This window comes from Ciceribacter lividus (genome assembly GCF_003337715.1).
GTDB lineage: Bacteria > Pseudomonadota > Alphaproteobacteria > Rhizobiales > Rhizobiaceae > Allorhizobium > Allorhizobium lividum.
The window spans coordinates 215257-229354 of the sequence record NZ_QPIX01000005.1 but is presented as its reverse complement, the minus strand read 5'-3'; the positions used below and the strand labels follow the sequence as shown (position 1 = coordinate 229354).

Here is a 14098-nt window from a genome sequence, read left to right as displayed (position 1 = left end):
GAAACCCGTGTTGCGACCCGGCATGCCACCCGAGGACGGCTATGCCGGCGTCACCGTGTCAGCGCCTGACGAGCTTGACGACGAACAAGAGGAGACTTGCGCCGAGGAAGCCGGTGATGAGATAGCCGAGCGCACCGCCCGCCACCGAGATGTGGAACTGCGCAAGCACGGCATTGGCGACCACCGAGCCGACAATGCCGAGCACGATGTTCATCAGGATGCCGAAGCGTGCGTCCATCAGCTTGCCCGCGAGCCAGCCGGCGAGGCCGCCGATCACAATCGTCAAAATCCAACCCAAACCCTGCATTGCCCCAATCCCTTTGTCGGTCAATATCGACTTTCATATACGATGCCGTTGCCGGCATCACAACACTCAGGCGTTCAACGCCCGGCCATAGGCATCGAGGACGCTTTCCTTCAGCGTTTCCGAAATGGTCGGATGCGGGAAGATCGTGTGCATCAGTTCTTCCTCGGTCGTTTCGAGGTTCATCGCCACGACGAAGCCCTGGATCAGTTCGGTCACTTCGGCGCCGACCAGATGGGCCCCCAGGAGCTCGCCGGTCTTCTTGTCGAAGATGGTCTTGACGAGACCCTGGTCCTCGCCGAGCGCGATTGCCTTGCCGTTGGCGACGAAGGGAAAACGGCCGACGCGGATGTCGCGCCCCTGCTCCTTGGCCTTGGCTTCCGTCAGGCCGACCGAGGCGACCTGTGGATGGCAATAGGTGCAGCCGGGGATCTTGCCCTTGTCCATCGGATGGACGTTCGGCAGTCCGGCGATCTTCTCGACGCAGATCACCGCCTCGTGTTCTGCCTTGTGGGCCAGCATCGGCGGGCCGGCGACGTCGCCGATCGCGTAGATGCCCGGCACGTTGGTGCGGCCGTAACCGTCGATCTGGATGAAGCCGCGTTCGGTCTTCACCCCGAGCGCCTCGAGACCGATGTTCTCGACATTGGCCTGCACGCCGACGGCCGAAATCATCCGGTCGGCGGTGATCTTCTCGATCGAACCGTCCTTCTTCTCGACATGGGCGGTGATGGAGTTTGCACCCTGCTCGACCTTGGCGACCTTGGCTTCGAGCAGGATCTTCATGCCCTGCTTCTCGAACTGCTTCTTGGCGAGCGCGGAAATTTCCGCGTCCTCGACCGGCATGACCTGGCTCATCACCTCGACGACGGTGACGTCCACGCCGAGCGTGCGGTAGAAGGAGGCGAATTCGATGCCGATCGCGCCGGAACCCATGACGAGCAGCGACTTCGGCATTTCTTCCGGCTTCATCGCCTCGAAATAGGTCCAGATCAGCTTGCCATCCGGCTCGATGCCGGGCAGCGCGCGCGGGCGGGCACCGGTCGCAACGATGATGTGCTTCGCCGTATAGGTGCCCTCGCCGAGTGTGTTCTTCGGCAGCGGCGCCTGCGGCTGCTGGATCGCCTTTGTCGTCTTGGAGACGACGATCTCGCCGGGCTTGGAAAGCTTCGCCTCGCCCCAGATCACGTCGACCTTGTTCTTCTTCATCAGGAAGCCGACGCCGCCGTTCATGCGGGCGGCAATGCCGCGCGAGCGGGCGACGATCGCCTTCAGGTCGGGCGTAACCGTGCCTTCGATCTTCACGCCGTAGTCGCCGGGATGCTTGGCATAGTGGTAGATTTCGGCGGAGCGCAGCAGCGCCTTGGTCGGAATGCAGCCCCAGTTGGAGCAGATGCCGGCGAGGTGCTCGCGTTCGACGATGGCCGTCTTCAGCCCGAGCTGGGCCGCGCGGATCGCCGCAATGTAGCCGCCGGGGCCGGAACCGATAATGATGACGTCATAAGCGTTGGACACGGGCCTTCATCTCCTCTTTGTCGGGAACGGGCTCCCCGGTCGCGGGAAGCCCTTCCAAGGGACGAAGCCTCCGGCGGTCACGCCTTCGTCAGCATCCCGTAAATCTCGTCCTTCAGAACCATCCGCTCTTTGCGCATCGTTTCCATCTGCGCGTCGCCGACCGGTTCCACTTCCGTCTCTGCCCGGTGGATGGCGCGATTGATCTCGCGATAGTCCTCGAGCAGTTGGGCAAAATGCTCGTCGCTCGCCTTGAGCTCGTGCATCTTCCCGACAAGTTCCGGAAACTCGTCCTGGATTTCGTGCGGCGTATTCGACATAACTTCTTCTCCTCGTGAAGGTTTACGAAGTGAGCCATATACGCTCGTCAGACGCTCTCCTTGATCTTGGTCAAATTTCCCCGAAAGCCGTTCACAGTCCGAGCATCATTCGCACGACCGGTTCGATCGCGCGTCCGACCGCCCGGGTGTTCTCCGCGTCGAGATGGATGCCGTCGAGTGGCGTCGTCTTCGCCGCCGAACCGGCATCGAAGAAACCACAGCCGAGATCATCCGCCATGTCGCGGTAGAGACTGGCGAGCATCGCCGATTCCTCGATCGCACCCTTGAACATCGCGGCAAACGGCGCGTTCGCCGTCGCGCAGATCGGCGGCGGCGAAACGACCAGGATCTCCGGGGCCTCGAAATCGAAACCCCAGTCGTGGAGACGGATGAGCTTGACCAGCCGCTCCATGCCCTTGACCGCCGCGATCGCAGTGCCCGCCACGCCCCGCTTCATGTCGTTGGTGCCGAGCATGACGATGACGAGATCGAGCGGCTTGTGGCTCTCCAGCACGCTCGGCAGCAGCTTCACGCCGTTGCGCTCGGCATCTGCCAGATGGTCGTCATAGGCGGTGGTGCGCCCGTTCAGGCCTTCGGCGATGACCCTGACGCCGTGCCCGAGCGCCTTCTGCAGGACGCTCGTCCAGCGATCCTCATGAGCATGACGACCAAGCGCGACGGGATCGTAGCCCCAGGTCAGACTGTCACCGTAGGCGAGAACGGATTTCATCGCGAACCTGCCTCCGCGTCAGACCAGCATGCCCATCGGGTTTTCGATGTAGCGCTTGAAGGCGCCGAGCAGTTCGGCCCCGAGCGCGCCGTCGACGCAGCGGTGGTCGGTGGAGAGCGTGACCGTCATGACATTGGCGATCTTCATCTCGCCGTTCTTGACGACCACCCGCTCCTCGCCCGCGCCGACCGCGAGAATGGTCGCGTGCGGCGGGTTGACGACGGCTGCGAAGTGCTTGACGCCCATCATGCCCATGTTGGAGACCGCGGTCGTGCCGCCCTGGTACTCCTCGGGCTTCAGCTTGCGTTCCTTGGCGCGCTTGCCGAGGTCCTTCATCTCGTTGGAGATGGCGGACAGCGACTTCAGCTCGGCATTGCGGATGATCGGGGTGATCAGGCCGCCCGGGATCGCAACAGCCACGCCGACATCGGCATGCTTGTGCCTGACCATGTTGCTTTCCGTCCACGAGACGTTGGCATCCGGAACATCCCGCAGCGAGAGCGCCAGGGCCTTGATGATCATGTCGTTGACCGACAGCTTGTAGGCCGGAGCGCCATCCTTGCGCGGTGCCGCGTCGTTGAGCTGGGCGCGCAGGGCAAGCAGCGCGTCGAGTTCGCAGTCGACCGTCACGTAGAAATGCGGGATCGTCTGCTTGGATTCGACGAGCCGCTTGGCGATCGTCTTGCGCATGCCGTCATGCGGCACCAGATCGTAGGAACCCGGCTCGAAGAGCTTGAGCACGGCATCGTCCGACGGTGCCCTGGCGAGCGCCGGAGCCGGTGCGGCCTGCGCGGCAGCAGCAGGCGCTGCCTTGGCGACGCCGCCGGCGACGGCCTTTTCGACGTCGCTCTTGACGACGCGCCCGTGCGGACCGGAACCCGCCACGGCCGAGAGTTCGACGCCGGCCTCCTTGGCAAGGCGACGGGCGAGCGGCGAGGCAAACACGCGCTCGCCGGACTTGGCAACGGCCGGAGCAGCAGCCGGGGCGGCGGCAGCGGGAGCAGCTGCCGGGGCAGCCTCGACCTTGGCGGCCGGCGCGACCTCGGCCTTCGGCGCAGGTGTTGCGGCACCGCCGCCGGCGGCCGCCGCGCTCACGTCCTCGCCTTCACCGGCGAGGATCGCGATCAGCGCATTGACCTTGACGCCCTCGGTGCCGGCCGGCACGACGATCTTCGCCAGCGTGCCTTCATCGACGGCTTCGACTTCCATGGTCGCCTTGTCGGTCTCGATCTCGGCGATCACGTCACCGGGGCTGACCTTGTCGCCTTCCTTGACCAGCCATTTGGAAAGATTGCCCTCTTCCATCGTCGGGGAGAGGGCCGGCATGGTGATATTGATCGGCATTTCCAAGCCCTCCCGTTACTTGTAGCAGACGGTCTTGACCGCCTGGACGACCTCGCCGACGTTCGGAAGCGCGAGCTTCTCGAGGTTGGCGGCATAAGGCATCGGCACGTCCTTGCCGGCGATCGTCAGGATCGGCGCGTCGAGATAGTCGAAGGCCTGCTGCATGACGCGGGTCGCGATCTCGGTGCCGACGGAGGACTGCGGATAGCCTTCCTCGACGGTGACCAGACGGCCGGTCTTCTTGACCGACTCGATGACGGTCGGAATGTCCATCGGGCGGATGGTGCGCAGGTCTATGACCTCGACGTCGATGCCTTCCTTCGCCAGTTCTTCCGCCGCCTTGACCGCATAGGTCATGCCGATGCCGAAGGAGACGACGGTCGCATCCTTGCCGGTCTTGTGGATGCGCGCCTTGCCGATCGGCAGAACGAAGTCATCGAGCTTCGGCACCTCGAACGAGTGGCCGTAGAGGATCTCGTTTTCGAGGAAGATCACCGGGTTCGGGTCACGGATCGCAGCCTTGAGGAGCCCCTTCGCGTCGGCAGCCGTATACGGCATGACGACCTTGAGACCCGGGATCTGGCTATACCAGGCGGCATAATCCTGGCTGTGCTGGGCACCGACGCGGGCAGCTGCCCCGTTCGGGCCGCGGAAGACGATCGGTGCGCCCATCTGGCCGCCGGACATGTAGAGCGTCTTGGCGGCCGAGTTGATGATCTGGTCGATCGCCTGCATGGCGAAGTTGAAGGTCATGAACTCGACGATCGGGCGAAGGCCTGCCATGGCGGCACCGACGCCGACGCCGGCAAAGCCGTGCTCGGTGATCGGCGTGTCGACGACGCGCTTCGGCCCGAATTCCTGCAGCAGGCCTTGCGTGATCTTGTAGGCACCCTGGTATTCCGCGACCTCCTCGCCCATGACGAAGACGTCCGGGTTCAGGCGCATTTCCTCGGCCATCGCCTCGCGCAGCGCCTCACGCACGGTCATCGTGACCATTTCGGTGCCGGCCGGAATGTCCGGGTCGGCGGCGACAAGCGGCTGCGCCGCGACAGGTGCTGCGGCGGAGCCGGCCGCCGTCGGCTGCTCGACCTGCGGCGCAGCTGCCTGGGGCGCGGCCTCGGCCTTCGGTGCGGCCGCGAGGTCGGCAGCGCTCTCGCCTTCCTGCAGCAGGATGGCGATCGGCGTATTGACCTTGACGTTTTCGGTGCCGGCGTCGACGAGGATCTTGCCGATCACGCCTTCGTCGACTGCTTCCACTTCCATCGTCGCCTTGTCGGTCTCGATTTCGGCGATCACGTCACCGGAGGTGACCTTGTCGCCTTCCTTCTTGAGCCATTTGGAAAGCGTGCCCTCTTCCATCGTCGGAGACAGGGCCGGCATGAGGATATTGACTGACATGGGCTAACCCTCCCCACTCACAACAGGATATCGGTGTAAAGCTCGGATACGTCCGGCTCCGGATCGGACTGGGCGAAATCGGCGCTGTCTGCGACGATGTCGCGGACGTCCTTGTCGATCGCCTTCAGTTCGTCCTCGCTCGCCCAACCCTTTTCCATGAGCCGGTTCTTCACCTGCTCGATCGGGTCGTGTTCGGAACGCATCTTTTGCACCTCGTCCTTCGAGCGGTATTTCGCCGGGTCGGACATCGAGTGGCCGCGGTAGCGGTAGGTCAGCATTTCGAGGATGACCGGCCCCTTGCCGGAGCGGACATAGGCCGCAGCCTGCTCGGCCGCAGCCTTGACCGCGCGGACATCCATGCCGTCGACCTGGATGCCGGGGATGCCGAAGGAGACGCCGCGCTGCGAGAAATCGGTCTGTGCCGAGGCGCGCGAGACCGCGGTGCCCATGGCATAGCGGTTGTTCTCGATCACGTAGATCACCGGCAGCTTCCAGAGCTGCGCCATGTTGAAGCTTTCGTAGACCTGGCCCTGGTTGGCGGCGCCGTCACCGAAATAGGCGACCGAGATATTGCCGTTCTCGCGGTACTTGTTGGCGAAGGCGAGACCGGTGCCGAGCGACACCTGTGCGCCGACGATGCCGTGACCGCCGTAGAAATTCTTCTCCTTGGAGAACATGTGCATCGAGCCGCCCTTACCCTTGGACAGCCCGCCGCGACGGCCGGTGAGTTCGGCCATGACACCGCGTGCGCTCATGCCGCAGGCCAGCATGTGGCCGTGGTCGCGATACCCCGTGATGACCTGGTCGCCTTCCTTCAGCACCATCTGGACGCCGACGACGACGGCTTCCTGGCCGATATAGAGGTGACAGAAGCCGCCGATGAAGCCCATGCCGTAGAGCTGGCCGGCCTTTTCCTCGAAGCGGCGGATGAGGAGCATTTCGCGGTACGCGTCAAGCTCGCTCTGGCGGTCGAATTCCGCAACCAGCCCTTCGGTCAATTCTTTCTTTGCGGCAGACTTGGTCGTCGGCTTGCGACCGCTCGCGGTCGCAGGTTTTCGCGGCGCCATTCGTCCCTCCCTAGGTGTTTTCGAATTTACGTCGGCGCGAAGGATAGGCAAGAAAGCGCGCGGCCGCAATGCCAGAAATGCATGGCTCGCATTCACGACATCATATTGAATTATAATTGAAAACGGTAATTAACTGGATTTCGGTTAATTTATCTGATCGTTGAAAATCACGATCTCGTCAGGGCGCGATACGTTGAGCTGGTAGCGCGCCTTCTCATCGATCATGTCGCGTTCGAGCGAACCGTCGCTCAGCAATTCGACCTGCCGCTCGAGCGACTTGCGACGCGATACCAGTTCAGCCAACTCGGCATCGCGCTTGAACCGCAGCTTCTCGAACTCGTCTGCCGCGATCAGCCCGCGATCGCCATGGATCGAATGATAACCGAAATAGGAGAGGAATGCGACGGTCACGAGCGGGAGGACGAAGCGTCCGAGTTTCCGGTTCTTGTGCTGCCTGGTCCACATCGAGCGAGCCCTGATACGCAAAACGATTTTCGATCAAACTAGCGGCGATTGCTTAATCGATCGTTGACCATAACGGGGACGGGGAAAAAAGTTGGCCCGCGCCCCTTTGCGGGACACGGGCCAATCAGCGCCTAGAAGCTCGAACGTCAGCCGCGCAGGATCGACGAGCCGGCGTAACGGGCCTGCGGACCGAGCATTTCTTCGATGCGGATCAGCTGGTTGTACTTGGCAAGCCGGTCGGAGCGAGCGAGCGAGCCGGTCTTGATCTGTCCGCAATTGGTGGCAACCGCGAGGTCGGCGATCGTCGAATCCTCGGTTTCACCCGAACGGTGCGACATGACGGCGGTGTAGCGGGCCTTGTGCGCGGTTTCGACGGCGTCGAGCGTCTCGGTCAGGGAACCGATCTGGTTCACCTTCACGAGGATCGAGTTCGCGACACCCATGCGGATGCCGTCGCGCAGACGCGAGGAATTGGTGACGAAAAGGTCGTCGCCGACGAGCTGGCACTTGGAACCGATCTTGTCAGTCAGGACCTTCCAGCCATCCCAGTCGTCTTCGGCCATACCGTCCTCGATCGAGATGATCGGGTACTTGGCGGCGAGTTCGGCGAGATATTCCGCCATGGCTTCCGGTTCGAGCGTGCGGCCCTCGCCTTCGAGCACGTACTTGCCGTCCTTGAAGAACTCGGTCGAGGCGCAGTCGAGCGCAAGATACATGTCCTCGCCCGGACGATAGCCTGCCTTCTCGATCGACTTCACGATGAAGTCGAGGGCGGCCGGCGCGCTTTCGAGGCCCGGCGCGAAACCGCCTTCGTCGCCGACATTGGTGTTGTGCCCCTGGGCGGCCAGTTCCTTCTTCAGCGTATGGAAGACTTCTGAGCCCATGCGCACGGCATCGCGCATCGTTTCGGCGCCGACCGGCATGATCATGAATTCCTGGAAGTCGATCGGGTTGTCGGCATGGGCGCCGCCGTTGATGATGTTCATCATCGGGACCGGCAGCACATGGGCGTTCGGTCCGCCGACATAGCGATAGAGCGGCAGGCCGGAAGCTTCCGCGGCGGCCTTGGCGACGGCGAGCGAGACGCCGAGGATGGCGTTGGCGCCGAGGCGCGACTTGTTCGGCGTACCGTCGAGCTCGATCATCACCTTGTCGATCTGGATCTGGTTTTCCGCATCCAGCCCGCCGACCGCGTCGAAGATCTCGGTGTTGACGGCCTCGACGGCGCGCTCGACGCCCTTGCCGAGATAGCGGCTGCCGCCGTCACGCAGTTCGACCGCCTCGTGCGCGCCGGTCGAGGCACCCGACGGAACGGCTGCGCGACCCATGCTGCCGTCTTCCAGATAGACGTCGACCTCGACGGTCGGATTGCCGCGGCTGTCCAAAATTTCGCGGCCGATGATGTCGGTGATTGCAGTCATGAGTGCCTCCCTGGTGCTGGGTGGGATTGAGGATGGCGCCTGTCTTAATCGAAGACGGAAAAAATACAATGCACGCAGTGTGACATCTCCGACCGGCGACCGGAAAGAAGAGAAGGCAACAAAAAGCGCCAGCCCCGCCGGGGTCGGCGCTCTCTATATAGACGATGCCTTGCGGAATCAGGCGCCCTTGGCGACCGCGTCGAAGGCGAGCAGCTTTTCGAGGAGTCGCGGCATGTCGTTCAGCGGCACCATGTTCGGGCCGTCAGAGGGGGCATTGTCCGGATCCTCATGGGTCTCGATGAAGAGACCGGCAACGCCGACGGCAACCGCGGCGCGTGCCAGCGTCTCCACGAATTCCCTCTGACCTCCGGTCGAACCGCCCTGCCCGCCGGGCTGCTGCACCGAGTGGGTGGCGTCGAACACCACGGGCGCGCCCATCGCCGCCATGATCGGCAGCGAACGGAAATCCGAGACCAGCGTGTTGTATCCGAAGGAAGCGCCACGCTCGCACAAAAGCACGTTCGGATTGCCGCTTTCGGTGATCTTGGCGAGCACGTTCTTCATGTCCCACGGAGCCAGGAACTGGCCTTTCTTGACGTTGATGACCCGACCGGTCTTCGCGGCAGCGACCAGAAGATCGGTCTGGCGGCAGAGGAAGGCCGGGATCTGCAGGACGTCGACGACAGGGGCGACGATCGCGCATTGCTCCTCGGTGTGGATGTCGGTCAGCACCGGAAAGCCGAATTCCTTCTTGAGATCGACGAAGACTTCCATCGCCTTTTCGAGGCCGATGCCCCGCTTGCCGGACAAGGACGTGCGGTTGGCCTTGTCGAAGGACGACTTGTAGACGAGCCCGATGCCGAGCTTGTCGCAGATCTCCTTGGTCGCACCGGCCATCATGAAGGCATGATCGCGGCTTTCCATCTGGCAGGGACCGGCAATCAGCGAGAAGCGCCTGGAATTGGAGAAGACGACCTTGGCGGCACCTTCGCCGACGACGACTTCGGAATTGGTCGGATTGCTCATCAAACTTCCTCGAATACGAAATGCGCGCCCTGCCCCGCTTCACGCGGCACGATCAGGCGACCATCCTTGCGTGCATGGCGAACGCCATTAGCAGCCAGCAAGCGTTCTGTCACGCCGATATCGGCCGTCCGAAAGACGATCGCCGCCCCCATGAGCCCACGCCCGGCATTCGGGGCGTCGAGCCCGAAATAGCCGGTGAGACCGGCCGGCGTCAGCACCTCGATCTTCGCGTTTGCCGAAGGGACGACGAGACCGAAGGAATGCGCCTCGATCTCTCGCTGGTGGAAGACGGTTTCCAGCACCTCCTGGAAGTCGGAGGGGTTTTCCTCCGTCAGCACGACCGCCGAGACGCCCGTCACGCCATTGCCGTGGCGTTCGAGCGCGGCACGATCCGCCGGCAGTGGATTGGCCCGTTCGCAAGAGAAGAGAAGAAAATCGGGCGCGCGCAGGTCCGCGGCGAAGGCAAGCCGGAACGAGGCCGTCGCCTCGGTGCCATCCGGCAACCTCAAGGGCCGCGAAAAGTGCAGGATTTCGCCCGCGGAGAGGCCGTGCTCGGTATAGATCGCATGGTCTGCGGCCGCATCCGTCGAGGCAACCGCTATCCCCGACAGCCCCTCGCCATCCGGCACGCGGAAGCGGAAGGCGCGGTCGCGCGCAACGAAGACGTTGCCCTTACGGGCGGCTTCCTCGCACGCCTCCCGGCCCGCCACGGCGAGTGGCTCCAGATAGGTCTTGTCGGAGAAGAAGACGCAGGCGTTCTCGGTGCCGAAGGGATGCAGCGCATCGGCGGCGACCGTAAAGCCAAGCACGCCGAGCCGCTCGCGCGCAACCTTCAGCCCGTGCACGGGCAAGACGATGTGATCGACGCCACGCGGCGCCTCGATGGCAGTGGACATTCCGCTCCCTCCTTGTCGGTCGCGTTTGATGTGCGCGATTTGCCTTCCCTTTGCAAGGCGAACCAGCCCCCGCCCGGCAGCAGTCCGGAACGGGTGGATGCACGGAAAAAATGCGCCGGAGCTCCAATTGCTTACCAATATTTAAGTACTTGCGGAACACATATGGAACAGATAGTGTATGTTCTGGATTTGTTTCACACGACGGGGCTCTGGATCATGCTGACGCGCAAGCAACAGGAACTGCTTCTCTTCATTCACGAGCGGATGAAGGAATCGGGCGTGCCGCCGTCGTTCGACGAAATGAAGGACGCGCTCGACCTCGCCTCGAAATCCGGCATCCACCGCCTCATCACGGCGCTCGAGGAGCGTGGCTTCATTCGGCGTCTGCCGAACCGGGCCCGGGCGCTGGAAGTGATCAAGCTGCCGGAAGCCTACTCCCCCAGCCTGCAGCCGCGGCGGGGTTTCTCGCCGAGCGTGATCGAGGGAAGCCTCGGCAAGGGACAGCCGGCGCCTGCCGCCAAGCCGCCTGCAGAGGAGCGCTCGAGTTCCGTCGCCGTCCCCGTCATGGGCCGCATCGCGGCCGGCGTGCCGATCTCGGCGATCCAGCACAACACCCACGAAATCACCATTCCGGCCGAGATGCTCGGTTCAGGCGAGCACTATGCACTCGAGGTCAAGGGTGATTCGATGATCGAGGCCGGCATTCTCGACGGCGACACGGTCATCATCCGCAACGCCAGCAACGCAACGCCCGGCGACATCGTCGTGGCACTCGTGGACGACGAGGAGGCGACGCTGAAACGCTTCCGTCGCCGGGGCGATTCGATCGCGCTCGAGGCTGCGAACCCGGCTTACGAAACCCGCATCTTCGGCCCCGATCGTGTCAAGATCCAGGGCAAGCTCGTCGGACTCATCCGCCGCTATCACTGACCTGTGCCATCGGCGCGCGCTTCGCGGGCTGTTCGTCGGCGAAGCTGCCGGTTCGCCAATCGTAAAGGCGATGCCGCTGCCACGGCCTGTCGAGAGTGGTGAACGCCGTGCGCTGGCGGATCTCTCGATTGTCGTGATTCCCGAGATGGAATTCGGTTGCGCCCGTGCGCCGTAGCGCTTCGGCATCGATCATCCGCGCGCCGGAACGGCAGGTACCGAAAGGTGAACGGCGCGGCGTGACGACGATGTCGGACGCATCGCAGGCGGCACCGAGAAGTGCCGGATCATCGACAGTTGCGACACGCCACCCTTTCTCAAGCCGTGCGACACACCAGGCCTTTCCAGTACAGAGGAAGCGGCCGGGGATCGCCGCTTCGAACTGCCGCCGCATCATCTCGCGAACGGTCCGGATCTGTTCGACGGAAAACCGGTCCGTTCCGGTCGCCCGGACTTCGGTGACAGGATCGTCTGCGCTGCGGAGCGGGCCGTGATGATCGGGTCGCGCAAGCGCGTGCTGCCATTGGGAGAAGAGGAAGTCCGACGGCTTGCTGCGGTTGGTCGCAATCGTCCTGCCGTCGACAGCGGGCAGCCCCGCCAGCCGTCCGTCCTCCGAGACGATGAGGTCGGCGGTGTCTTCCGGCGGCAGGAGCATCGCAAGCCCGATCGCCGCGGCAAGCGCTGCCGCGCCGATCCAGCGCAGCCGCGTATGCAGCAGGGTGAGCAGCAGGAGCCCCGTGGAGGCGAGCGGCAGAAACCAGTCCCCGAATCGGCCGAAGGACGTCCCCTCGCTCCAGCTCGCGACCGTGGTCGCGATCACGATGACGATCTCGAGCCCCTCGCCAGCGAGAATTAGAAAGGGCGTATCGAGGCCGAACGGCATGAGCAGCATTGCCGCAAGCGCCGCCGGCATCACCACCACGGAGATGATCGGCATTGCCGCGAGATTCGCGACGAGACCGTAAGGTGCCAGTCGATGGAAATGGGCGACGGCGAAGATCGCCGTCGCCAGTCCGCCGATCAGCGACGTCACGAAGGTGCCGGCCGCGAAATTCCACAGGAAGGAAAGGATCTTCCGACCGGGGAAGTCCGGCGCGTAGCGCGATTGCCGCGCTGCACCCCGTCGCCAGCCATCGTAGCCGGCAATCAGTCCTGCGGTGGCGGCAAACGACATCTGAAAGCTCGCACCGAGCACCTGTGACGGCCAAACGGCGACAATGACGATCGCCGCCAGTGCGAGGTTGCGCAGGCTGATCGCCGGGCGGTCGAACAGGACGGCAACCAGCATGATCGCCGTCATCAGAAAAGCGCGGATAGCGGAGACCTGCGAGCCGGAGATCATCAGGTAGAGGAAGGCAGCGGCCAGCGCGGCCATGGCAGCGATCTTCTTGATCGGCCAGGACTGGGCGATTGCCGGCGAGAGGCTGAGCAGCTTGCGCAGACCGACGAAGAAGATGCCGGCGGCAAGTGCCATGTGGAGGCCGGAAATCGCTGTGATGTGCGCCAGTCCCGAAAGCCGCAATGCCTCCGTCGTCGCCGCCGACATCGATCGCCGGTCGCCGGTGAGGATCGCGGCGGCAAAGCCGCCGGCGTCGCCCGGAACTGTTCTCCTGATTCGCTGCGTGATGGCGTCGCGGACGACAAGAAGCGTCTGCTCGGCCGCCTCCCACCATGCGCGGGCTCCGGTCGCCGGCGCCCCCTCCGCGCGCGTCGGCGCTCCAAGAAAGTAGCCGACTGCGCCGATGCCGCCAAAGTAGCTGGCGAACGAAAAGTCATCGAGACCGGGCAAGGCAGGGCCGGAAGGCGGCGACAGCCGCGCTCTGCCATGCAGCCTCTCACCGAGCGCAAACGGCTCGTGGCGGGCGCGGGTCATGAGCACGACCTCTTCCGGCATGCGCCTGATCTGCGGTTCTGCCGTGGCCTCTACGCGAACGAGATAGCGCCACTCGCCGGCCGCCCCCGCTTCCCGCCGGAGCACCCGTCCCGTCACCTGGGTCGTGACCGGCGTGTCGAGAATGACCGTCTGCAGCCTGCGGACCTCGGCATCGGCAAGCAGCATTCCGGCGGCACAGAGCGCCAACGCCGACCATGTCCGATATGCAACAGGTCTGCCGAAGCGCGACAGCACCGCGAAGACGGTGGACACCGCCAACAAAAGCATGGGCGCTGCAACCGGCAAGGTTTGCGGCAAGGCAAACCAGATGACGGCACCGGCCCCGAGCGCGACGGGCACGAAGAGGAAGATATGCCCGAACGCCTCCTCGCGACCGATCGCCGCGCGGCCCGACGACGCGATGGCAGTGGCTGAACGGGAGATGCGCGCAACAAAGCTCTCCCGGCTCGTCGCCTGTCGAACGACGAGTGCGCCAGCCGAGCGCGAGTCCGCGACCAATGCCGCGTTGAGGGGGACGGCAACGGCGAATGCCGGGCTCTCCCCTGCCCCGGTCCCGGCGCGGTCTTCCGCGATCTTTTCCAAGACGGCCCCAGCCCCGATCGGAGAACCGGACGCCGACGCTGCGGCATCCACCTCCCCGGCAGACTGTAGCAATCAAAGCGAGCGGACGGAAGTCAAAAACACCTCCTGATGGCACAGCAATAAGCCGCGGAAATCACGATATGTTGCTGGCATTTCGCATCGCACAATTTGCCCTTTGGCTAGCTTGGCATTAACGTCTGGATCATATAGCT

The 14098-nt window shown here is 63.8% G+C and carries 13 protein-coding genes; 1 reads left to right on the top strand and 12 read right to left on the bottom strand.

Going from position 1 to position 14098, the window contains the following annotated elements; genetic code table 11:
• Positions 1-58: 58 nt before the first annotated feature.
• The 11 genes from DFR48_RS11090 to DFR48_RS11040 form a co-directional block, all read right to left on the bottom strand.
• Positions 59-307, bottom strand: coding sequence for a GlsB/YeaQ/YmgE family stress response membrane protein (locus tag DFR48_RS11090; RefSeq protein WP_114363203.1), 249 nt, complete (start codon positions 305-307; stop codon positions 59-61).
• Between the two features lie 66 nt (positions 308-373).
• Complete coding sequence (lpdA, locus tag DFR48_RS11085) at positions 374-1819, bottom strand: dihydrolipoyl dehydrogenase (RefSeq protein ID WP_114363202.1); 1446 nt, start codon at positions 1817-1819, stop codon at positions 374-376.
• 77 nt (positions 1820-1896) lie between these two features.
• Complete coding sequence (locus DFR48_RS11080; protein ID WP_114363201.1) at positions 1897-2136, bottom strand: HP1242/YdcH family protein; 240 nt, start codon at positions 2134-2136, stop codon at positions 1897-1899.
• Between the two features lie 91 nt (positions 2137-2227).
• Positions 2228-2866 carry an SGNH/GDSL hydrolase family protein gene (locus tag DFR48_RS11075; protein ID WP_114363200.1) on the bottom strand — a complete coding sequence of 213 codons (639 nt, stop codon included), beginning with the start codon at positions 2864-2866 and terminating at the stop codon, positions 2228-2230.
• A gap of 18 nt (positions 2867-2884) precedes the next feature.
• Positions 2885-4210, bottom strand: coding sequence for a pyruvate dehydrogenase complex dihydrolipoamide acetyltransferase (locus DFR48_RS11070; RefSeq protein ID WP_114363199.1), 1326 nt, complete (start codon positions 4208-4210; stop codon positions 2885-2887).
• A gap of 15 nt (positions 4211-4225) precedes the next feature.
• On the bottom strand, positions 4226-5608 hold the full coding sequence (locus tag DFR48_RS11065) for a pyruvate dehydrogenase complex E1 component subunit beta (protein WP_114363198.1): 1383 nt from the start codon (positions 5606-5608) through the stop codon (positions 4226-4228).
• A 17-nt stretch (positions 5609-5625) separates the two neighbouring features.
• Positions 5626-6675: a pyruvate dehydrogenase (acetyl-transferring) E1 component subunit alpha gene (pdhA, locus tag DFR48_RS11060; protein WP_114363197.1), complete on the bottom strand. Its 1050-nt coding sequence runs from the start codon at positions 6673-6675 to the stop codon at positions 5626-5628.
• A gap of 144 nt (positions 6676-6819) precedes the next feature.
• Positions 6820-7140, bottom strand: a complete 321-nt coding sequence (locus DFR48_RS11055; protein WP_114363196.1) for an FtsB family cell division protein — start codon at positions 7138-7140, stop codon at positions 6820-6822.
• 146 nt (positions 7141-7286) lie between these two features.
• Positions 7287-8561: a phosphopyruvate hydratase gene (gene eno, locus DFR48_RS11050; protein ID WP_114363195.1), complete on the bottom strand. Its 1275-nt coding sequence runs from the start codon at positions 8559-8561 to the stop codon at positions 7287-7289.
• A gap of 177 nt (positions 8562-8738) precedes the next feature.
• Complete coding sequence (kdsA, locus tag DFR48_RS11045; protein WP_114363194.1) at positions 8739-9587, bottom strand: 3-deoxy-8-phosphooctulonate synthase; 849 nt, start codon at positions 9585-9587, stop codon at positions 8739-8741.
• Positions 9587-10483, bottom strand: a complete 897-nt coding sequence (locus tag DFR48_RS11040) for a VOC family protein (RefSeq protein ID WP_114363193.1) — start codon at positions 10481-10483, stop codon at positions 9587-9589. Before DFR48_RS11040 ends, kdsA begins: the two co-directional genes overlap by 1 nt.
• Before the next feature lie 216 nt (positions 10484-10699).
• Here DFR48_RS11040 and lexA point away from each other — a divergent pair, with 216 nt between their 5' ends.
• Positions 10700-11413 (top strand): transcriptional repressor LexA, encoded by a 714-nt coding sequence (lexA, locus tag DFR48_RS11035; protein ID WP_114363308.1) that lies wholly within the window; start codon positions 10700-10702, stop codon positions 11411-11413.
• Here lexA and DFR48_RS11030 read toward each other — a convergent pair.
• Complete coding sequence (locus tag DFR48_RS11030; protein WP_114363192.1) at positions 11394-13886, bottom strand: ComEC/Rec2 family competence protein; 2493 nt, start codon at positions 13884-13886, stop codon at positions 11394-11396. The genes lexA and DFR48_RS11030 overlap by 20 nt on opposite strands.
• Positions 13887-14098 lie beyond the last annotated feature (212 nt).

What these genes read in the sequence shown, in the direction of transcription:
- DFR48_RS11090 (WP_114363203.1), bottom strand. Translation starts at nt 307, where the DNA reads ATGCAGGGTTTGGGTTGGATTTTGACGATTGTGATCGGCGGCCTCGCC.
- DFR48_RS11080 (WP_114363201.1), bottom strand. Translation starts at nt 2,136, where the DNA reads ATGTCGAATACGCCGCACGAAATCCAGGACGAGTTTCCGGAACTTGTC.
- DFR48_RS11075 (WP_114363200.1), bottom strand. Translation starts at nt 2,866, where the DNA reads ATGAAATCCGTTCTCGCCTACGGTGACAGTCTGACCTGGGGCTACGAT.
- DFR48_RS11070 (WP_114363199.1), bottom strand. Translation starts at nt 4,210, where the DNA reads ATGCCGATCAATATCACCATGCCGGCCCTCTCCCCGACGATGGAAGAG.
- DFR48_RS11065 (WP_114363198.1), bottom strand. Translation starts at nt 5,608, where the DNA reads ATGTCAGTCAATATCCTCATGCCGGCCCTGTCTCCGACGATGGAAGAG.
- pdhA (WP_114363197.1), bottom strand. Translation starts at nt 6,675, where the DNA reads ATGGCGCCGCGAAAACCTGCGACCGCGAGCGGTCGCAAGCCGACGACC.
- DFR48_RS11055 (WP_114363196.1), bottom strand. Translation starts at nt 7,140, where the DNA reads ATGTGGACCAGGCAGCACAAGAACCGGAAACTCGGACGCTTCGTCCTC.
- eno (WP_114363195.1), bottom strand. Translation starts at nt 8,561, where the DNA reads ATGACTGCAATCACCGACATCATCGGCCGCGAAATTTTGGACAGCCGC.
- kdsA (WP_114363194.1), bottom strand. Translation starts at nt 9,587, where the DNA reads ATGAGCAATCCGACCAATTCCGAAGTCGTCGTCGGCGAAGGTGCCGCC.
- DFR48_RS11040 (WP_114363193.1), bottom strand. Translation starts at nt 10,483, where the DNA reads ATGTCCACTGCCATCGAGGCGCCGCGTGGCGTCGATCACATCGTCTTG.
- lexA (WP_114363308.1), top strand. Translation starts at nt 10,700, where the DNA reads ATGCTGACGCGCAAGCAACAGGAACTGCTTCTCTTCATTCACGAGCGG.